The organism is Streptomyces sp. PKU-EA00015, assembly GCF_013387495.1.
Classification (GTDB): Bacteria; Actinomycetota; Actinomycetes; order Streptomycetales; family Streptomycetaceae; genus Streptomyces.
This window is the reverse complement of sequence record NZ_JABZEE010000004.1, coordinates 208220-228526: the sequence shown is the minus strand read 5'-3', so window position 1 is coordinate 228526 and position 20307 is coordinate 208220. Positions and strand designations below refer to the sequence as shown.

Annotated in this window: 14 protein-coding genes; 10 read left to right on the top strand and 4 right to left on the bottom strand. The window is 70.8% G+C overall.

Annotated elements, in window-relative coordinates; genetic code table 11:
- Nucleotides 1–149 precede the first annotated feature (149 nt).
- A complete protein-coding gene (gene helR, locus HW130_RS04765; protein WP_177148118.1) occupies nucleotides 150–2297 on the bottom strand; it encodes an RNA polymerase recycling motor ATPase HelR in 2148 nt (715 codons plus the stop codon).
- Nucleotides 2298–3100: 803 nt separating this feature from the next.
- On the opposite strand from helR, the gene HW130_RS04760 reads away from it, so the two are divergent.
- Nucleotides 3101–4312 carry a glycosyltransferase gene (locus HW130_RS04760; protein WP_177148117.1) on the top strand — a complete coding sequence of 404 codons (1212 nt, stop codon included), beginning with the start codon at nucleotides 3101–3103 and terminating at the stop codon, nucleotides 4310–4312.
- A 52-nt stretch (nucleotides 4313–4364) separates the two neighbouring features.
- On the opposite strand, the gene HW130_RS04755 is transcribed toward HW130_RS04760, so the two are convergent.
- Complete coding sequence (locus HW130_RS04755; protein ID WP_177148116.1) at nucleotides 4365–5318, bottom strand: adenosine kinase; 954 nt, start codon at nucleotides 5316–5318, stop codon at nucleotides 4365–4367.
- Nucleotides 5319–5472: 154 nt separating this feature from the next.
- The gene (locus HW130_RS04750; protein ID WP_218183111.1) at nucleotides 5473–6579 is read right to left on the bottom strand and encodes a serine hydrolase; all 1107 of its coding nucleotides are present in this window, start codon (nucleotides 6577–6579) and stop codon (nucleotides 5473–5475) included.
- 195 nt (nucleotides 6580–6774) lie between these two features.
- Between HW130_RS04750 and HW130_RS04745 the strand changes: the two genes are divergently transcribed.
- The 6 genes from HW130_RS04745 to HW130_RS04720 all read left to right on the top strand — a co-directional run bounded on the left by HW130_RS04745 (nucleotide 6775) and on the right by HW130_RS04720 (nucleotide 15103).
- The gene (locus HW130_RS04745) at nucleotides 6775–7197 is read left to right on the top strand and encodes a thioesterase family protein (protein WP_177148114.1); all 423 of its coding nucleotides are present in this window, start codon (nucleotides 6775–6777) and stop codon (nucleotides 7195–7197) included.
- A 130-nt stretch (nucleotides 7198–7327) separates the two neighbouring features.
- On the top strand, nucleotides 7328–7636 hold the full coding sequence (locus HW130_RS04740; protein WP_177148113.1) for a hypothetical protein: 309 nt from the start codon (nucleotides 7328–7330) through the stop codon (nucleotides 7634–7636).
- Nucleotides 7637–8015: 379 nt separating this feature from the next.
- Nucleotides 8016–8993, top strand: coding sequence for a hypothetical protein (locus tag HW130_RS04735; RefSeq protein ID WP_256355851.1), 978 nt, complete (start codon nucleotides 8016–8018; stop codon nucleotides 8991–8993).
- A gap of 293 nt (nucleotides 8994–9286) precedes the next feature.
- Nucleotides 9287–11149: an HSP90 family protein gene (locus tag HW130_RS04730; RefSeq protein WP_177148112.1), complete on the top strand. Its 1863-nt coding sequence runs from the start codon at nucleotides 9287–9289 to the stop codon at nucleotides 11147–11149.
- Entirely contained in the window at nucleotides 11149–14169 is a 3021-nt protein-coding gene (locus HW130_RS04725) for a hypothetical protein (RefSeq protein WP_177148111.1), read from the top strand. The genes HW130_RS04730 and HW130_RS04725 overlap by 1 nt, the downstream gene beginning before the upstream one ends.
- A 361-nt stretch (nucleotides 14170–14530) precedes the next feature.
- The gene (locus HW130_RS04720; RefSeq protein ID WP_177148110.1) at nucleotides 14531–15103 is read left to right on the top strand and encodes a GNAT family N-acetyltransferase; all 573 of its coding nucleotides are present in this window, start codon (nucleotides 14531–14533) and stop codon (nucleotides 15101–15103) included.
- Nucleotides 15104–15149: 46 nt separating this feature from the next.
- Here the strand turns inward: HW130_RS04720 and HW130_RS04715 are convergent, their stop codons facing one another.
- Entirely contained in the window at nucleotides 15150–15560 is a 411-nt protein-coding gene (locus HW130_RS04715) for a Fur family transcriptional regulator (protein WP_177148109.1), read from the bottom strand.
- Nucleotides 15561–15871: 311 nt separating this feature from the next.
- On the opposite strand from HW130_RS04715, the gene katG reads away from it, so the two are divergent.
- From katG to HW130_RS04700, 3 genes are all read left to right on the top strand, one after another.
- Complete coding sequence (gene katG, locus HW130_RS04710) at nucleotides 15872–18103, top strand: catalase/peroxidase HPI (RefSeq protein ID WP_177148108.1); 2232 nt, start codon at nucleotides 15872–15874, stop codon at nucleotides 18101–18103.
- Nucleotides 18104–18376: 273 nt separating this feature from the next.
- Nucleotides 18377–18955: a Dps family protein gene (locus tag HW130_RS04705; RefSeq protein WP_177148107.1), complete on the top strand. Its 579-nt coding sequence runs from the start codon at nucleotides 18377–18379 to the stop codon at nucleotides 18953–18955.
- A 156-nt stretch (nucleotides 18956–19111) separates the two neighbouring features.
- On the top strand, nucleotides 19112–20188 hold the full coding sequence (locus HW130_RS04700) for a lactonase family protein (RefSeq protein ID WP_177148106.1): 1077 nt from the start codon (nucleotides 19112–19114) through the stop codon (nucleotides 20186–20188).
- The last annotated feature ends 119 nt before the right edge of the window (nucleotides 20189–20307 follow it).

The following is a 20307-nucleotide window of genomic DNA, read 5'->3' as shown; positions in this document are numbered from 1 at the left end:
CGGGTCGACGCTCAGCCTTTCGGGACGTGAATGCCGCATCTGGAGAACGAAGTTCGCTGCACACATGCGAACAGTGCGCTCCACCGGCCGCCGCTCTTGGCGGCGGCGGACGCGATCGCCGGGCGGCGATCACGTCGTCCTGGCCGACGTCAGGAGCTCGTGAGGATGACGAGTTGCCGGGTCGCTCGGGTCATCGCGACATAGCGGTCGACAGCTCCTTCGATCCCCTTGCCGAACGTCTGTGGGTCGATGAGGACGACCAGGTCGAACTCGAGGCCCTTCGACAGCTCCGGGGTCAGCGACCGGACGCGGGGCGTCGCCCGGAAGGTGGGATCGCCGATGACGCAGGCGATCCCGTCGGCATGCGCGGCGAGCCAGGTGTCGAGGATCGAGTCCAGATCCGCGACAGATCCGTGGACGACGGGGACGCCGCTGCTGCGGATGGAGGTCGGCACATTGGCGTCCGGGAGCACGGCCCGGATGACCGGCTCGGCTTCCACCATGATTTCTTCCGGCGTCCGGTAGTTGATGCTCAGGGAGGCCACGTTGATCCGGTCGAGGCCGATCCGCTCGAGCCGTTCCTGCCACGACTCCGTGAACCCGTGCCTGGCCTGGGCACGGTCCCCGACGATGGTGAAGCTCCGAGACGGGCACCGGAGCAGCAGCATCTGCCACTCCGCGTCGGTCAGTTCCTGAGCCTCGTCCACGACGACGTGCGCGAACGGGCCGGCGAGCAGGTCCGGTTCAGCGCCGGCCGACGTGGTTTCGTCGATCAGGCTGCCCTGCAGGTCCCGTCCGCGCAGCATCGTCACCGCACCCTCACCGTCGTCATCGGCCGCGAGCACGTTGTCGATGACATCGGCCATGCGCGCGCGTTCGGCGGCGACAGCGGCCTCGTGCCGACGCTTACGACGCGCCGCCTCCGGATCGCCGAGCCGCTGCCGTGCCGCGTCCAGGAGCGGCAGGTCGGACACCGTCCATGCCTGCGCGACCTCGCGCTGCAGCTTCCGCACGTCGTCGGGGCTGAGCCAGGGCGCGCACATCCGCAGGTAGGCGGGTACCGACCACAGGTCTCCGACGAGGTCGGCCGCCTCGAGCAGCGGCCAGGCGCGGTTGAGGGTCTCGACCAGCTCCTTGTCGTGCAGCAGCGACTTCCGGAACACCTCGGGCGGGACGTCGCCGCTGTGCTTGTCCGTGAGGATGGTGACCAGTTCCTCCCGGATCTGCTCGCGCGCCTCGTTGTGCGGAGTACCTGGTTCTGCTGCTTCGAACGCCTCGGCCCAGTCGTCGGCGCCCAGCCGGATGTCGGACCAGGAGGTCGTGACGGTCATCCCCTCGGTGGGGGGCTCTTCGTAGAACCTGACGGCCGTCTCGATCGCCTTCACCATGTTCGCGGACGACTTCAGGAGGGCCGTGTCCGGGTCGGTCTCGATCGCTGCTCCGGCTCCCTCGGCGACGAGGTCCCGCAGGGTGCAGGTCTGCACGCCCTCCTCTCCGAGGCTGGGGAGGACGTCGGCGACGTAGGCCAGGTAGGGCCGGTGCGGACCGACGAACAGCACGCCGCCCCGACGGTGACCGAGGCGGGGGTCGGAGTAGAGGAGGTGGGCGGAGCGGTGCAGAGCGACGACGGTCTTCCCGGTACCCGGACCGCCGTCGACGACGAGAGCGCCACGGGACCCCGCCCGGATGATGGCGTCCTGGTCGGCCTGGATGGTGGAGAGCACGTCTCGCATCCGGGCCGACCGGTTGCTGCCGAGGCTGGCGATGAAGGCGGACTGGTCGTCGAGCGCGGCGTGCCCTTCAAGCCCCTCGGCGGTGAACACTTCGTCCCAGTAGTCGCTGATCCGGCCGCGGGTCCAGCGATATCTGCGGCGGCTTGCCAGACCCATCGGGTTGGCGTGGGTCGCCGCGAAGAACGGCTCAGCGGCGGGCGAGCGCCAGTCGAGCAGCAGCCGGCGCCCCGCGCTGTCGGTGAGGCCGAGCCGTCCGATGTACACGGGCTCGGGGTCGTCTGCGCTGACGATGTGTCCGAGGCACAGGTCCAGACCGAAGCGACGCAGGGCGCGCAGGCGACCGGTCAGCCAGTGGATCTCCGCGTCCCGCTCCATCGCCTGCCGGCCGATGCCGCCGGGCGCCCTGCGCTCGGCATCGAGGCTGTCGGAAAGTTCTGCGATCGCCTGCTCGAGGTTCTCCGCGATGGCCGCGAAGTGCTCCTCGTCGCCGGCGATCAGCGTCGGATCGGCCTTGGGCGAGAGGTGATCGGGAAGGTCGAAAGCGCTGGTGGTCAGTGGGTTCATGTCATCCGCTCCGATGTGAGGTCGCACTCGCGAAGTTCGGCGCGCACACTCGCGCCTCGGCGTCGAATTCCCGCAATGGCAGCGCGGGTTCCACCACCGGCCCGACGTCACCGCACCACCCATGAACTGACAACAACACACGCACTTCGCGAATCTCCCATTTCCCCAGGTTCTGGCCTCGGTCAGCGATTCTGCGGCATGACCGGGGCCTTGCCGCAAGCCCCCCGGTGCGCTATAAGTTGAGAGTGGCGAGGAGTGGGTACTCCTCTTTGCCTCGATCTCCCACTGTGGACGGACAAGCCCTTCGAAGCGGCGACGCACCACCTGACCACGACGGCTTTCCCTTCATCCTGTAGGACGCACCGCCGTACGAGATGTGCGCATCCGACCACGCGGAACGCCTCGGCGAGGCGGCGACGTCCGCGGAAGCGGTCGCTCTCGGGGCGAGCCACTTGCCCGGATGTCGTCATGGAGCGCCGAGGAGAACGGCGCGATGGCGGAGATGGCGACGCTCGCCGACTGCGCCCACCGGGAGACGGCTGTCACAACGACTCGTCAAGGACTGCTGCGGCACGGTTCTTCGTCAGCGCGGCGAGAGATCCTCCTGGGCCGACGTACCGCCGTACGCGGCGCACCGCCGCTTCGCGAGGAGGACGTTGTGCGCGGCGGACGACATGGCAAGGGAAACAGCCACTCCTTGCCATGTTTAACGTATAGCGCGCTGGGGGGCTTGCGGCAAGACCCGTGCCGTACCGCAGAATCGCCGGCCGAGGTCAGAATCTGCGGAACATGGGAGTCGCGAAGTGCGTGTGGTGTTGTCGACGTATGGGTCGCGCGGGGACGTCGAACCGGTGGTGGGACTCGCAGTGCAACTACGGGAACTCGGCGCGGAGGTGAGGGTGTGCGCGCCGCCGGACGAGGAGTTCGCGGAACTGCTGGCCGCTGTCGGCGTGCCGCTGGTGCCGTTCGGCCCGGCGGTGCGGGCGCTGGTGACCGGCGTGACGCCGCCGACGGCGGCGGACGCGTTCCGGATCGCGGCCGAGTTGGTCGCCGCACGGTTCGACACGCTTGCCGCGGCGGCCGAGGGATGCGACGCGCTGGTGGCGACCGGCTTGATGCCGGCGGGCGCACGGTCGGTGGCCGAGAAACTGGGCATCCGCTACGTGTACGCCTGCTTCCATCCGTTCGAACTGCCGTCGCCGCACTACCCGCCGCCGCCGCGGCCGGGCCGGCCGTTCCCACCGGAGGTGACCGACAACCTGGTGCTGTGGGAACTGGACGCCGAGCGCGTGAACGCGCTGTACGGCGAGGCGCTCAACAGCCACCGGGCGTCGATCGGTCTGCCACCGGTGGACAACGTCCGCGACCACGTCTTCACCGACCAGCCGTGGCTGGCGGCCGACCCGAGCCTGGGCACGTGGCAGGAGTGGGCGGACCTCGACATCGTGCAGACCGGCGCGTGGATCCTCCCGGACGACCGCCCGCTCCCGGCCGAGCTGGTGGCGTTCCTGGACGCCGGCACTCCACCGGTGTACGTGGGCTTCGGCAGCATGCCCATGCGCGCCTCGACGGACGTCGCCCGGGTGGCCGTCGAGGCGATCCGCGCGCAGGGCCGCCGCGCACTCGTCGGGCGAGGCTGGGCCGACCTGGCCCTGATCGACGACCGGGACGACTGCTTCGTCGTCGGCGAGGTCAACCATCAGGCGCTGTTCGGCCGGGTGGCCGCCGTCGTGCACCACGGCGGCGCAGGCACCACGACGACGGCCGCCCGGGCCGGCGCGCCCCAGGTGGTCGTCCCCCAATTCGTGGACCAGCCCTACTGGGCCGGCCGGGTGGCCGAGTTGGGAATCGGCGCGGCACACGACGGTCCGACTCCGACCTTCGAGTCCCTGTCGACCGCGCTCGGGACGGCGCTGACCCCCGAGACCCGCGCACGAGCGAGGGCCGTGGCCGGCACGATCCGCACCGACGGGGCAATGGTGGCCGCGAAGCTGCTGCTCGACGCGGTCGGCTGAAGGAACACCGCCGGCGTCCGTGTGGGAACCACTCGGGGCCCGCTCCCCTCGGTCACCCACGTCCGCCTGCGTCGGCGGGCACCGGATGCACCGGCGTCTCGGACTCCAACTGCGCCACGCGCGAGTGGAGTTCGTCGCGGCTGAGGGGCGCGGTTCTCGTCGACGGCACGGTACAGGCGTGGGCCGCGGTCACCGCGCCGTACAGACCGCACCGGTGCGGTGATCGGCCGGCCAGCCAGCCGTAGAGAAAGCCGGACGCGAAGGCGTCACCCGCGCCGTTGGTGTCCACCGCCGGCGCGGGGAGCGGGACGGCCGGAATGTGGGTGATGTCGTCGTCGGCAAGCAGGTACGCGCCCTCGGCCCCGGCCGTCGCGACGACGACTTCGGCCCGGCCGCGCTCGGTGATCTGCCGCATGGTTCGCTCGGGGTCGGCCAAGGCCGTGGTGGACAGGAAGACGACATCCGCCTGGTACGCGAACGGCTCGTGGTAGGAGTTGACGCCGTCCCAGTCGTGCAGGTCGGTCGAGACGGTCAGGCCCGTCTCGCGGAGGACGGGAAGAGCATGGGCGCAGGGGTGGGTGATGCAGACATGGGCGTGGCGGCTCCCTGCGGCCAATGCCCTGACCGTCGCTTCCGGAAACCGGTCGCCCTCCTGTGAGCGGCTGGCGTCGTACAGGGAGAGCCGCCGTCCGTCAGGGCTGACGAGATTGACCGCGCGCTTGGTGCCGCCTGGCAGCACGACCTCGGTGAACGCGAGGCCTCGCTCCCGGTGAACCGCACGGACCAGGTCGCCTTCGTGATCGTCACCGATCACATCGAGGTGATGGGTGCGCAGGCCCAGTGCGCTCAACCCGAGTGCGACGAAGTCCCCGGTCTGTCCCGCCCGCGTCTCGATCCCGGGACGGATCATGTAGCTGTCGGCGAAGGGGAGCGGCAACTCGGGGACGTACACGATGGTGTCCACGCCGGCGCCTCCCAGGACGAGAACATCGGTGTCCGTACTCATGGACTTCCTCTCGGGATGAAGGGACGCGTGGGTCCGTCACGGAAGCACATCGTCCCCGACAGGAAGCGGGTCCAGGAGGGGTGTTGGCCGGGCTCGGGTGCCGTACCCCGGAAGCCGCCAGGCCCCCGGGGCGTTGAGCCTGCTGCTCGGCGTCCTACGGCACGCGGCTGTCCCGCTTGCCGACGAGGGCGTCGTGGACGGCCCACCCCATGTCGCCGGCGCACCAGCTGATGTTGCCGAGTACGGCGACGTCCAAGTCCTGCTGCGGGTAGTGGTAGAGACGGGCACTGACCCCGTCCTCCTCGCCCGTGTGGCCCCAGCGGACGACGGTTCCTTCGTCGTCGAGGATGTGGGTGAGGCCGAAGCCGTACATCCACCGGTAGCCGCGGACCTTCTCCTCACGCTCGTCGACCTGCGGGGTCAGTGCCAGACGCGTGGTCTCCTCGTTCAGCAGCCGTCCGTGGCGCAGTGCGTGGGCGAAGGCCGTCAGATCCGCGGCGGTACACGTGGCCCCTCCGTCGGCAGCGGCACGAGGGGTGGTCGCATAGTGATTGGTCCGGTACGGCGTTGCGCTGTCAGCGGTGGCGAGGTACCCCTCCGCGATGTCCGGCCCCAGGTCGTCCAGGGCCGGAAACCCGGACGCACTCATTCCGGCGCGGGCGAAGACGTCTTCCGCGATCTCCTCTTCGAAGGAGCGGCCGGTCACCGATTCGATGAGCAGGCCGAGCAGGATGTAGCCGGCGCCGTTGTAGAGATGGCGTTCCCCGGGAGGAAAGTGGGGCTGCTTCCCTGCGAACAGCGGCAGGTAGTCCTTGTTGTCCCGCAGGAGGTAGAGCGGGTGGGAGGACGTCAGGGCCGCCCATTCGGCCTCCCAGTCGTCGCTGCCCTCCTCGAACCAGTCGCCGATGCCCGCCGTCATCGTCAGGGCGTGGTGGACCGTGACACGCGGATCGAGCTCGGGCACATGGTCCTTCACGAACTCCACCAGTGCGTCGTCCAGGCGTATCTGCTTCCGCTCGACGAGCTGCAGGACGGCCACTGCTGTGAACATCTTGGACACCGACGCCACGCGGAATCGCGTGGCGTGCGTGTTGGGTACGGACCACCGGCGTGAGGCCATCCCGAACACCCGGGTGAACACCGGCTCTCCGTTCCGCGTGACACGGACCGTGCCGGAAAATCCCGTCCTGTCCGCCGTTGCGGAGACAGCCTCCTCCAGGGAAGCCGGATCGAAGCCGTCGGTCCTCGTCACGATCGTCACCGCAGACCCCTCGCAGAGATGGTTGACCAGCCAACGCTCATCCTGGTCAGCCGTCCGCCCGCGGGCAAACGCTTTCTCGCTCCTCCTGACCGCAGTGACGCGCATGGTCTTCGTGCGCGTGGAATGCCGGGGGCCGCTGAGAGGTTGCCTCGGACGAGCAGCCGCTCAGTGAGTGCCGTTGTCGAGAGGAATGCCGTGGCAGAGCCGTTTTCGGTACCCGTTGTGGTGCGCGGATACGAGACCGACACCCAGGGCCACCTGAACCAGGCCGTCTACCTCCAGTACGCGGAGCACGCGCGCTGGTCGTTGTTGCAGAAGGCGGGCATCCGGCAGACGGACCTTCTGGACAAGGGTGTGGGCCCGGTGGCCCTGGAGGTCACGGTGCGCTACCTGCGGGAACTGCGGGCGGGCGACGAGGTGGAGGTGACGTGCGCCTTCGTCTGGGGTGAGGGCAAGACCTTCCGCATCGAGCAGACGGTCCGCACGTCCGACGGCACGGTGGCGGCCGAGGTGACGGGTGTCGGCGGCCTGATGGACCTGAAGGCACGCAGGCTCGTGGCCCATCCGCACGAGTACTTCAGGGCGCTGGCCGTGACCCCGGAGGTCTTCGGGCTCTAGGGTCGTCCGGCAGACGCACGGGTGTCAGGCCGTAGAGAGACGGTGCCGGCCCTCTACCACGAGGGGCTCGGGTGGCGCCGCGCTCACCGAGGACGCACTCGTCCTCCTGAGGGGCGATCCCGCTTCGCGGGTGACGCGGGTTCCGAGACCGCTGGCGGTCCTGCGCCCCCCGCACGGCGTCCGGCGACGCGTCGGCGTCTGGGGCTCGCGGCTCGACACGTCCGGCGAACTCATCGCATCGCGGGACCTGGACGACTGGCAGGTGTGCCGGCAGCAGCCGGAACCCGACACCGAGGTCTCGGCCGGGACACAGGTCGACCTGTGGCTCATCGCCCTCGGCGACCCCGAGGCGGCACCGGCAGCCGGCCCGGTGTCCAGTTCGGGCCGTACTGCTCCCCCGTGGGCGCCACCGCGACGACCGTCGACGGGCGGCCCATGAAGTGCTTCATGGGCAAGGACGGCCGGGCTCGGTGGGGGGACAACTCCGGGTAGTGGCGGCAGAAGGCGCCCTCTATGCGCTGGAACACCGGCGGAGGTGGCCGGCGTGTTCGTGTCCACAACACGGCCTTCGCCGACTGGGGTTCGCCGGCTTCGGCCGCGCCTCGGAGGGCGGTCACGGCGGCCTTCGCCGACTGCACGCCGGCCGGACGGCCCTCTGCTCCGGTCGCACGGGTGGCGAACCCCTGCGGCGGACTGCGGGGCCGCAGCCGCCGGACGGGGAAGCGGGTGTGCGATTGTCGGTCACGCGTGATAGTCACTACGTCCACGAGGGGGGTGATCATTGGCCTCCCCGTTCGAACACAACAAGGGGTGGGGACATGGCGTTGCTCCGTGAATGGGGGCTCACGCTGGGGAAATGGGCAGGCCGGCCGGTCGCGCAGGTACAGAAGGATTCCGGCGATCCCGACGTGCGGCGCGTGCGGGAGGCCGCCGCGGCGGCGGACTGGACCACGGTACGGGAGGTGCTCGAAGCGCGTCCCGAGAGCGAGGACCGGACAGAACTGCTGTGGGCCGTCGGCGACACAGCGGGCGTGGAGCGGTGGATCGCCGGAGTCCTCGAAGCCGAACCCGAGGCGACACTGCCCCGGCTTGTGGCGGGGATCCGCCACATCAGCTGGGGGTGGGAGGCCCGGACCGGGGCCCGGGCGAAGGACGTCTCACGCGAGCAGTTCGAGGTGTTCCACTCGCGGCTGCGCACGGCCGAGCAGTGGCTTTACGAGGTGGCGGAGCGCGAGCCGCAGTGGACCTCGCCCTGGTACGGCCTCCAGATCACCGGCCGCGGCCTCCAGGTCGGCCAGACCACCGCGCGACGCCGTTTCGAGGCGACGGTGCGACGCGACCGGCACCATCTGGGAGCGCACCAGCAGCAGTTGCAGCAGGTGTGCGACAAATGGGGTGGCTCGCATGAGGAGATGCACGCCTTCGCACGGGAATCCGCCTTCAGCGCTCCTGGCGGCACGCCGCTGGGCCAGCTCGTCGCGATCGCGCACATCGAGGAGTGGCTGTCCCTCGACGACGGACCGGACGCCGTGTACATGCGCCGGCCCGAGGTGACGGCGTCCCTGCGGGAGGCCGCCGACCACTCGTTCCGGCATCCGGACTTCGTCCGCCGGGGAGGGTGGATCCAGGTCCTCAACACCTTCGCCATGGCCTTCTCGCTGGCCGGGGACAACACCGCCGCGCGAGACTGCTTCCAGGCAACCGGGGGCCGCGTCACCGAGTTCCCCTGGTACTACCTGAACGGTTCCGATCCCGCCGCGGCGTACCGGAAGCAGCGTTCCTCCACCGGACGCTGAGCCGGGGGGCCACGAGCACCGAGGCGTCCGGTCGCGTCACCGTTTCGGTGTCGGCGTCGGTCGCCGATTCACCGTCGGGCCGCCTGTCGACGGCTTCCTGCCCGACGGTCCCTCTCTCTGCGATGTGCCCCGGACGGCGGATCCGACCGGGAAGGCCCGCGACTCCCGCGGCCTCCGCCGGTCCCGCTGCCCCGGTCCGGCCGTTCCTCGTCCTCCTGCACCTTCCCCACTCTTCCGTCCGCATCCCCGCCCGCCGCTCCCCGAGCGGCGAGCCCACCGAAAGACTTTGCCAAGTGCCCCACGCCGAAACCGATCACACCTTCCAGGTCGACCTGCGCGGCTTGGTCGACCTGCTCTCCCACCACCTCTACTCGAGCCCTCGCGTCTACCTGCGTGAGCTGCTGCAGAACGCCGTGGACGCCATCACCGCCCGGGAGGCGGTCGCACCCGGCGCGCCCGGCGCCATCACGGTGCGCACCGGTGACACCCTCACCGTCACCGACACCGGCATCGGTCTGACCGAGGCCGACGTCCACCGGTTCCTCGCCACCATCGGGCGCAGCTCCAAGCGGACCGCCGAAGGCGCCCTGGACGGCGCCGGGCTCGACGCCGCACGCGGGGAGTTCATCGGCCAGTTCGGTATCGGGCTGCTCGCCTGCTTCGTCGTGGCCGACGAGATCACGGTGCTCAGCCGGTCCGCGGCCGACCCGTCGGCGCCCGCCGTCGAGTGGCGCGGCCACTCCGACGGCCGTTACACCATCCGCACCCTGCCCGCCTCGGCCGTGCCCGAGCCGGGCACCACCGTTCGGCTCGTCCCGCGCGCCGACAACGCCGAGTGGACGAGCCCGGAGCAGGTCGTCTCCCTGGCCCGGCACTACGGCGGTCTTCTGCGGCACGAGGTCACCGTCGTCGAGCCGCGGGGCGCGACCCACCAGGTCAACGAAACACCGCCGTGGCAGCAGACCCACCGCTCCCCACTGGCCCGCCGCGAGGCGCTGACCGCGTACTGCCGCAGCCTCTTCGACTTCACCCCGCTCGACACCATCGAGCTGGACCTTCCGGCGGCCGGGCTGCGCGGCGTCGCCTACGTCCTTCCCACCGCCGTGAGCCCGGCGCAGCGCGCGGGGCACCGCGTGCATCTCAAGGGCATGCTGCTCACGGACCAGGCGCCCGAACTGCTCCCGGAGTGGGCGTTCTTCGTGCGCTGTGTGGTCGACACCACCAGCCTGCGGCCGACCGCGTCGCGGGAGGCGCTGTACGAGGACGGCACCTTGTCCGCCGTCCGGGACGCCCTGGGCGACCGGATCCGCGACTGGCTCACCGGACTCGCCGCCAGCGATCCGTCCCTGCTGCACCGCTTCATCGACACACACCACCTCGCGGTCAAGGCGCTCGCCCGTTACGACGACGAGCTGTTGCGCATCGTGCTGCCGTGGCTGCCGTTCGAGACCACCGACGGCAACGTCACGCTGGAGGAGTTCGCGCGGACCCACCCGACCCTCCTGGTCACACGCAGTGTCGAGGAGTTCCGCCAGGTCGCCCCCATCGCCTCGGCCGCCGGCCTGGGGGTCGTGAACGGTGGCTACACCTACGACCGCGACCTCGTGCACCGGCTGCCCGAGATCCGCCCCGGCACCGCGGTCACCGACCTGGACCCGGCCACCGTCACCGCCCATCTGGACGCCGTGGACCCGACCGCCGAACTGCGCGCGGCGGCCTTTCTCGCAGTCGCCCGGGAGACGATCGGCGTCCACGACTGCGACGTCGTCCTGCGTGACTTCCAGCCCGTCACCGCTCCCGCGCTGCTCCTCGACAACCGGGAGGCGCGCCACGAGCGGACCAGGTCGAGCCTCGCAGCCGACAGCGACGGCCTGTGGGCCGACATCCTCGGCTCGCTGCGCCACGAGACCCCGCGCGCCCAGCTCGTCCTGAACCATCTCAACCCGCTGGTCCGCCAGGCGATCACCATCACCGAGCGCGGGCTGGCTGTCACGGCCGCCGAGGCCCTCTACGGTCAGGCCCTGCTGCTCAGCCGCCGCCCGCTCCGGGCGAGCGAGAGCGCCCTGCTCAACCGGGCCTTCATCGGCCTGCTCACCCACGCCATGCACCACCCCGGCACGGCGGCACCCGGCTCCGAGCCCCGGAAGGAACTGTAATGCTGGACACCCCCGAGGCCGTGGTCGAGGCGCTGCGCGAGAACAACGACCGCCCCCACGGGCTGCAACGCACCATCACCGCGGAGGAACTCGTCGAGGCGGCCGAGCCCTTCGAGAAGCCCGACGTCCTCGTCACCGCCCTGCTGGAGCTGATGTCGGCGTACGAGTTCACCGGCGAACACCGCAAGTCGCCCGTCGTGTTCGCCCGGCTGCTCAAGCTGTGGGACACCGCTCCCGAATCGTTCAGCCAGTGGGAGGCCCACCAGGTCTTCTGGCGCTTCAAGTGGGTGACGACGTCCCTGCTGCAGGTGCCCGAGGTGCCCCGTGCCACCGTCCACGGCTGGATCGAGCAGATGCGCACCCGCTACGAGGCGGCCGATCACGGCATGCAGCCGGTGGCGGCGATGCGCTACCACGTCGCGCACCACACGGGCACCGGCGTCGCCGACGCGTACGATCTCTGGGCCACTCGGCCCCGTACGGAGCTCAGTGACTGCGAGGCCTGCGAGACCCGGCACGTCGCCTGGCACCAGGTGACGGCGGGCGACGACGCCGGAGCTCTCGAGACGTGGCGGCCGGTCCTCGACGGCAGCATGGGCTGCAGCGAGGAGCCGCAGATGAGCCAGGCGCGCGCCCTGTTGCCGCTGCTGCGTGTCGGACGTACGGACGAGGCCCGCTCCCACCATCTCACCGGCTATCGGCGGGTTCGCGGCAACACCGGCATGCAGGACGAGGTCGGTATGCACCTGGAGTTCTGCGCCCTGTCACGCAACGAGGGCCGCGGGCTGGAGATCCTCGCCGAGAACCGCCCCCTCTTCGACGCGACCGGCGCCCCGCTGGCCCGCCTGGGCTTCCTCACCGGCGCCGAGGCGCTGCTCGCCCGTCTCGTCGAGGACGGGCACACCGACACCGCTGTCGCCGGTCCCCCCGGACGCAACTGGACCGCGGGCGAACTCCTCGCCCATGTCCGCTCCGAGGCGGATCGGCTCACCACCGCGTTCGACGCGCGCAACGGCACCACGGCCGTCGGGGACCGCCGCCGGCTGCGCCTCGCGCAGCGCCCGCTGCTCGACGAGCCCCTGCCGCTCGGGCTGCGGACGTCCACCACCCGCTCTTCCGCGACGCGGGGGGCGCCGGAGACCGTTCCCGCGTCACCCATCGGGCCGGACGTGCCCGAGGACTTCGTCTCCCTTGTGCGCGAAGCACGGCGAATGGCGTCCGTGGGGAATCCCGCAGGCACCAGGCTCTGGACCCGCGTCGCCGAACGCCTGGCCGACGGCACCGCCACGCACGACGACCGGATCGGACCGGAGGACCTTCTTCGCGCGGAGCTCGCCGAGCAGCGCGCGTACCGGCTCGCGCAGGAGGACCGCGACACCGAGAGCATCACCGAACTGAGGCGGGCCGCCGATCTGTTCGAGCGGCTCGGGATGCCCTGGCACGCGCTCTCCGCACGCACGCGCGCGCTCGCATGGTCGGCTGCCTTTGACGACCACACGGACGACGTGGCCTCGCAGGAGGGCCGGGGAGCGGACCACGGCACCGAGCGGCTGGACGCGGACGCGATCCGTGCCGCCGTCGACGAGGCCCTGCGCGAGGCGGAGCGTCTCAAGACCGAGGCTCCGTTCACGGGCGGGTCCCTCGGGGAGGGCGAGGCCGCGTCCGGAGTGGACGGGGAGGCGGAGCGCGTGCTGGAGTACCTCGCTCTGCTGTACTCCTGTACCTTCGCCGCCTATCAGGAGGCGCTGCGGCGACTGCCGGAGGCCTCCGGTTCGGCCATGGAGCGATTCGAGCGGTTCGCCCGCACACTGCACTCCGAAGCGGAGCGCCTGTCCGTTCCCCACCAGGTGGCCAACGCACGGCAGTTCCTGGCGGACATGGCCGGCCGCCGCGGTGACGCCGTGCGCGCCGAGGCGGAGCTGCGCGCGGCTCTGAAGGACGTGGACGCCTCCGGGCGGCCCTGGCGCGGTTCGCGCCCGCGCGCCCTGCTCGCCCAGATCCTTCTGTCCAAGGACGAACCGGCGGAGGCGGTGGATCTGCTGCACCGGGCGATCTCCGACGCGGTCCGTTACGACGACACGGAGTTCGCGCTGGCACCCGCCTACGCGCTGCTCGGCCACGCCGCCTCGCATCTCGGGGACTCCGGCGGCGCCGTGCGCCACCTCTCAGAGGCGGCCGCACGGTTCGACCAGGACGGTGCGCACAACGAGGCCACCGACATACGGCTTCAGCTCGCCGACGTCCTGGCTCGCACCGGGCAGCAGGCCGACGCCGTCGCCGTACTGGAATCCGTGCTGTCCGACGAGGCGGCCTCCTCCCTCGACGAACGACTGCTCGCCCAGGCCCGGCTGACTCTGGCGCGCGGGCTGCGGGAGCTGGAGGAGTACCTGGCCGCGGCCGAGGAGTTCCTGCGGCTTGCGGACACGGTCGCCGCGTGGGAGGACGACCGTGCGGTCCACACGATGGTGGCGGCGGAGGCGGCCACCGCGCTGGCGATGGCCGACCGTTGGGAAGCGGCGGGCACGGCGTACGAGCGCGCCGTCGCGTCGCACGCCGAGGCGCCGAACCCGTCCTTGATCACGCACATGATGCGCGAGTTCGCGCGTCTGACCATGCTGGCCCGGGAGGCAGACGGCGTGGACACGGCGCTCGGCCACCTGGCGCAGGCCGACGCGATCGGGGCCGATGTGCCGGAGGGCACCGAGAACTTCGTCGCCTGGTACGAGAGCGGCGAAGTGCACTACCGCCGCGCCCGTGTCCTGGCGGAGGCGGAACGCTTTCCGGAGGCCCTGGCCGAGGCGGAGGCCGCCATCGCCGCCCATGAACAGGGCGGTGAGCAAGGCGAGGTGCCCCGCGCCGAAGCGGTCCGGATCGCCGCCCTGATCGAGGGGAACGGCCTGGGCCGGTTCCATGAGGCGATCGCCCGGCTGACGACGGCCGCTGCGCGCTGCCGCAAGGCGGACCTTCCGGAGGCTGCTCGGATACTCAACGCCCTGAGGGAGGACTACCTGACGCGATGAGAGGGCCGACCGCGGCCCCTGCGTCACAGACGGCAGGGGCCGCGGCTACCGGCACCGCGCCGTAGGTGCGGGCGCCCGAGGGTGGTCCGGCCGTTGTGCTCCACCCGCCGACCGTCGGAGATCACCAGAGGGGCAGAACGATGGGCGGCGGGGGTGACCGTGTCGACTGCAGCGTGCCGGCGCCCCGACTGGTCCCCATGGAGGCCGCCCGCGGTTCGGAGCGGAGCCCCGCCGGACCCGATCTCGAACTCGCAGCTCTGACGGGGTCGTTGGATCGCCCAGGGGGTTCGGGGCTCCGAGGCAGTCGACCGTCACCGATATCCGATTGCGGTGATCCCCTCCGGAGGCCGACGATGCCGCCATGGTGCAGCCGAGCGAGACCATTGACTGTCAGGACTTCGCCCTGCGGCGCTGGCGGGCGGAGAGCGACTTCGACGCCCTGTTCCGGATGATCGAGGAATCGCTCGACCACCTGCGGCCGTGGATGCCGTGGGTGGCCCGCCACGGCCGGCAGCACACCCGGGAGTTCCTCGCCGACTGCGATCCGAAGTGGCAGAGCGGCGACGCGTACAACTACGCGATCACCGCGAACGACGCGCTTGTGGGCAGCATTTCCCTCTACCGTGCCGACGAGCCCCAGGGCCGCTTCATGGGGTACTGGCTGCACCCCGCCGCCGTCGGGCGGGGTATCGCGACCCGGGCCGCAGCGGCCGTGGTCTCCGAGGCGTTCGCGTCGCTACCGGACGTGGCGTACGTGGACATCGTGCACGACCTGGCCAACGCGGCCAGCGGGGCCGTTCCCAGGCGCCTGGGTTTCACCGAGGTCCGGCGCGAACAGGTGTCGCCGCCCGTGGCTCCCGGGGACAGCGGGACCGACGTGATCTGGCGGCTGAACCGCCCCGGATCGCCGCTCACCGGCACTGCCCGGCCCTGAGCTCCGGAAAACAGCATCACTCGGGCGCTTCGGATATGACGGCGTGTCAGGCGCAGGAGGGGCACAGGCCGCGGTAGGTGACGTCGGCCTCAAAGACCGTGAATCCGAACCGTTCCCCGGCCGGGAGGTCGGCCAGCGGATCGCCGGCCGGGTGGACGTCCCGGATGGTGCCGCAACCGGAGCAGACCAGGTGCTGGTGCGGGCGGTGCGCGTTGGGGTCGTAGCGCTTGGCGCGGCCGTCCGTGGAGACCTCGATGACCTCGCCGAGCAGGACCAGCTCGCCCAGGGTGTTGTAGACGGTCGCCCGGGAGATCTCCGGCAGCCGCTGTACCGCACGGGCGAGTACCTCGTCGGCCGTGAGATGGACGTGGTCGCCCTCGAGGACCTCCGCCACGACACGCCGCTGGGAGGTCAGCCGCCAGCCACGCCCTCGCAGTCGCTCCAGCAGGTCACTCATGTCGGTTCACCCGTTCAGGCTCGGTGGTATACCTCAAGTTCACTGACAGATGTCCGGATTCCGATGGGATATGGGATCGGCAAGCTTCTTGACCTGGACTCTGTCCATCGTAGGATCGGTTCCGGCAAGAGCCAAGGGGGCGACCACCGCCACGCCGACCGCGCGGTCGGCGAGGACCTCGACCGACCGCGTCCGACGGCTGCGGCTTCTCGATCGACGAGGCCGGGGCCGTTCACCGGGGCCTGTGCCCCGGTCGTTCCACCTCATGCAATTCCTGAGCACCGTGATCCGCATAGTCCGGAAGGATTCCCATGGCTGAGAACCCTGACGCAATCGTCACCGACGCGAAGACGGAGGGGGGAGGTGGCTGCCCGGTCGCGCACGGGCGCGCCCCGCACCCGACTCAGGGTGGTGGAAACCGCCAGTGGTGGTCGGAGCGGCTCAACCTGAAGATCCTCGCCAAGAACCCCGCCGTGGCCAACCCCCTGGGCGAGGAGTTCGACTACGCCGAGGCGTTCAAGAGCCTCGACCTCCCGGCCGTGAAGCGGGACATCGCCGAGGTGCTGACGACCTCGCAGGACTGGTGGCCCGCCGACTTCGGTCACTACGGCCCGTTCATGATCCGCATGGCGTGGCACAGCGCGGGCACCTACCGGATCAGCGACGGCCGCGGCGGCGCCGGGGCCGGCCAGCAGCGCTTCGCCCCGCTCAACAGCTGGCCGGACAACGGGAACCTCGACAAGGCCCGCCGCCTGCTGTGGCCGGTGAAGAAGAAGTACGGCCAGAACCTCTCGTGGGCCGACCTCATGATTCTCGCGGGGAACGTCGCCCTGGAGTCGATGGGCTTCAAGACCTTCGGCTTCGCGGGCGGCCGTGAGGACGTCTGGGAGCCCGAGGAGGACGTCTACTGGGGTCCGGAGTCGACGTGGCTCGGCGACGAGCGCTACACCGGCGACCGGGAGCTGGAGAGCCCCCTCGGCGCGGTCCAGATGGGCCTCATCTACGTCAACCCGGAGGGCCCGAACGGCAATCCGGACCCGATCGCCGCGGCCCGCGACATCCGTGAGACGTTCCGCCGGATGGCGATGAACGACGAGGAGACGGTCGCGCTGATCGCGGGCGGTCACACCTTCGGCAAGACGCACGGCGCGGGCCCGGCGGACCATGTCGGCCCCGACCCCGAGGCCGCCTCGATCGAGGAGCAGGGCATGGGCTGGAGGAACTCCTTCGGCACCGGCAAGGGCGGTGACGCGATCACCAGCGGCCTCGAGGGGATCTGGACCGACACCCCGACCACGTGGGACAACAGCTTCTTCACCATCCTGTTCGGCTACGAGTGGGAGCTGTTCAAGAGCCCCGCCGGCGCGCACCAGTGGCGGCCGAAGGACGGCGCCGGCGCCGGAACCGTGCCGGACGCCCACGACCCGTCGAAGACGCACGCCCCGACGATGCTGACGACCGACCTCTCGCTCCGTTTCGACCCGGTCTACGAGCAGATCTCGCGGCGCTTCCTGGAGAACCCCGACGAGTTCGCGGACGCCTTCGCCCGCGCGTGGTTCAAGCTGACCCACCGCGACATGGGCCCCGTCGCGCGCTACCTCGGCCCCGAGGTCCCCTCCGAGACGCTGGTGTGGCAGGACCCGCTGCCCGCGAGGACGCACGAGCCGATCGACGCCGAGGACGTCACCGCCCTCAAGGCCCAGGTTCTCGACTCGGGCCTCACGGTGTCCCAGCTCGTGTCCACCGCGTGGGCGTCGGCCTCGTCCTTCCGCGGCAGCGACAAGCGCGGCGGCGCCAACGGTGCGCGCATCCGCCTCGAGCCGCAGCGCGGCTGGGAGGTCAACGACCCCGACCAGCTCGCGACCGTACTGCGCACCCTGGAGGGAATCCAGCAGTCCTTCAACGCGGACCGGGCCGGCGGCAAGCAGGTCTCGCTCGCCGACCTGATCGTGCTCGCCGGCGGTGCGGCGGTCGAGCGGGCCGCCCAGGAGGCCGGCTTCGACGTCCAGGTCCCCTTCACACCGGGTCGCGTGGACGCGTCGCAGGAGCAGACCGACGTGGAGTCGTTCGCCGCGCTCGAGCCGACGGCCGACGGGTTCCGCAACTACCTCGGGAAGGGCAACCGGCTGCCGGCCGAGTACCTGCTGCTCGACCGCGCGAACCTGCTGACCCTGAGCGCGCCCGAGATGACGGTGCTCGTCGGTGGCCTTCGCGTGCTGGGGGCGAACCACCAGCAGTCGCAGCTCGGCGTCTTCACCGCGGCGCCCGGGTCTTTGACCAACGACTTCTTCGTCAACCTGCTCGACCTGGGCACGACGTGGAAGGCGACGTCAGAGGACCAGAACACGTTCGAGGGGCGCGACGCCGCCACGGGCGAGGTCAGGTGGACCGGCACCCGTGCCGACCTCGTCTTCGGTTCGAACTCCGAGCTGCGCGCGCTCGCGGAGGTCTACGCGAGCGACGACGCGAAGGAGAAGTTCGTGAACGACTTCGTCGCGGCGTGGGACAAGGTGATGAACCTGGACCGGTTCGACCTCGTCTGACGCACGACGTCCAGGCCGGCCGGCCCGCCCGGCCGGCCTGGACGCTCCCGGATCCGCCCGCCGGCAGTCCCTGGACCACGTCCGGGGCGAGATCCCGTTGCCGCCACAGCGTCCCCGGGGCACGCCGCGGTCTCCCGATGCCGGGCCACCGCCACGGCCATCGGTGCGACCGGACCGGTGAAAAACCACGCCACTGCCCTCCCCTGACCGGGTAAGCGACGACTCGGGTGTTTGCCTGAAGGCCCCGAGCAAGCCGCCGACAGGGAGCACACCATGCCGTCACAGCCTTCCGAGCCGTCGTACACCGTCCCCGGCATCAGCCGTGAGACCAGCAGCGACATCATCGGGCTGCTGCAGATGCGCCTGCACTCGCTGAACGACGTCGCACTGACGCTCAAACACATCCACTGGAACGTGGTGGGGCCGCACTTCATCGCCGTCCACGAGATGCTGGACCCGCAGGTGGAGCAGGTCCGCGCCATGACGGACGACCTGGCCGAGCGCATCTCCACCCTGGGCGGCGAGCCGAAGGGGACACCCGGTGCCCTGGTCGCCGACCGCGGCTGGGACGACTACTCCATCGGCCGGGCCGAAGCCATCGAGCACCTGGGTGCTCTCGACCTCGTCTACACCTCCGTGATCGAGGACCACCGCGAGGCCATGCGCGCCACCGAGGAGACCGACCCCGTCACGCAGGACATGCTCATCGAGCAACTGCGCAGTCTCGAACTGTTCCAGTGGTTCGTCCGTGCGCACCTCGAATCCAGCGGCGGCAAGCTCAGCACCGCCGGCGCGGCCACCGAGAAGGACGCCGCGAGCGCGGCCGCCGCTCAGGCGCAGAAGCAGCCCTGACGGACTAGTCCGCGAACCTGGCAGGCGGCTGCGCGGGAAGCGGACGACCGGCACCGTGCGCTCGCGGCCCGGGCGTGCGGTGGCGCAACGGCGCGGTGACGGCGGTCACCGGCCGATCATGGGACATCCCGGCGATTCGAGAACAGAGGGCACCTTGTGAGCGGCAGGCAGCAGAGCAACCGGGCGGACGGAGGCGGCGAACACCTCGCGTACATCGGCTCGTTCACCTCGGGCGGCGGCCACGGCATCACCGTCGCAGCCGTGGATCCGGCGACCGGAGCGCTGACGCCGCACTCGGCGATCGCGCCGTTCGTCAACCCCTCCTGGCTCACTCTCGCCCCTGACGGCGGAGTGCTCTACGCGGTGAGCGAGGCAGAACAGGGTGCGGTGGGTGCCTTCCGGCCCGGCCCCGAGGGTCTGACCGCGCTCGGCCCGGTGGTCGAGGTGGGCGCCTCCGGTCCCGCTCACCTCAGTGTGGCCGGGAACCGCCTGCTGACCGCCAACTACACCTCGGGCAGCGTCAGCAGCCTGCCGGTTGCCTCCGACGGCAGCCTGTCGGGGCCGGCCTCTGTCTTCGCGCACCACGGCTCCGGCCCCGATCCCGACAGGCAGGCAGGACCGCACGCCCATCAGGTACTGCCCGACCCCAGCGGCCACTGGGTGCTCAGTGTCGACCTGGGCACCGATTCGGTACGGGTCTGGGCGCCGGACCACGCCACCGGGGAGCTGCGGGGCCATGGCGAGACCGCGTTGCGCGCCGGATCCGGACCCCGTCATCTCGCATTCCACCCGGACGGCGAGACGGTCTACGTACTGCACGAACTGGAGCCGCAGCTGACCGTCTGCCGCTGGGACCCCGCGTCCGGCCGCCTCGAACCGCTCTCCGAGGTGCCCATCCTCTCGGACGACCTTCCGGACGGGGTGCGTGCGTATCCCTCGGTCGTCTGCGTGGCGTCCGACGAGCGCTTCCTCTGGGCGGCGGTGCGCGGCAGCAACACACTTGTCACCCTGTCCCTGACCGATGGAGCCGACAAGCCACGGATCACGGACTGCGTGGAGAGCGGCGGCAGCTGGCCGCGCGACCTCGTGGCCGACCCGACGGGACGCCGGCTCTACGTCGCCAACGAGTGGTCCGGGGACGTCACCTGGTTCGACGTGGACGCGCAGAGCGGGCGACTGCGCCGTGCCGGCGCGGTGTCGGTGCCGGCCGCCGCCTGCGTGGTCTTCTCCTGACGTACAGGGGTGCTGCCGCAGGTAGGGGCCGGCGCTTCGTGACCGCCAAGTGGCTTGCCCGCAACGTGCGTTGATAATTCGCATTATCAAGCGTCACAAGGGTTGACGTGTCCGAAACA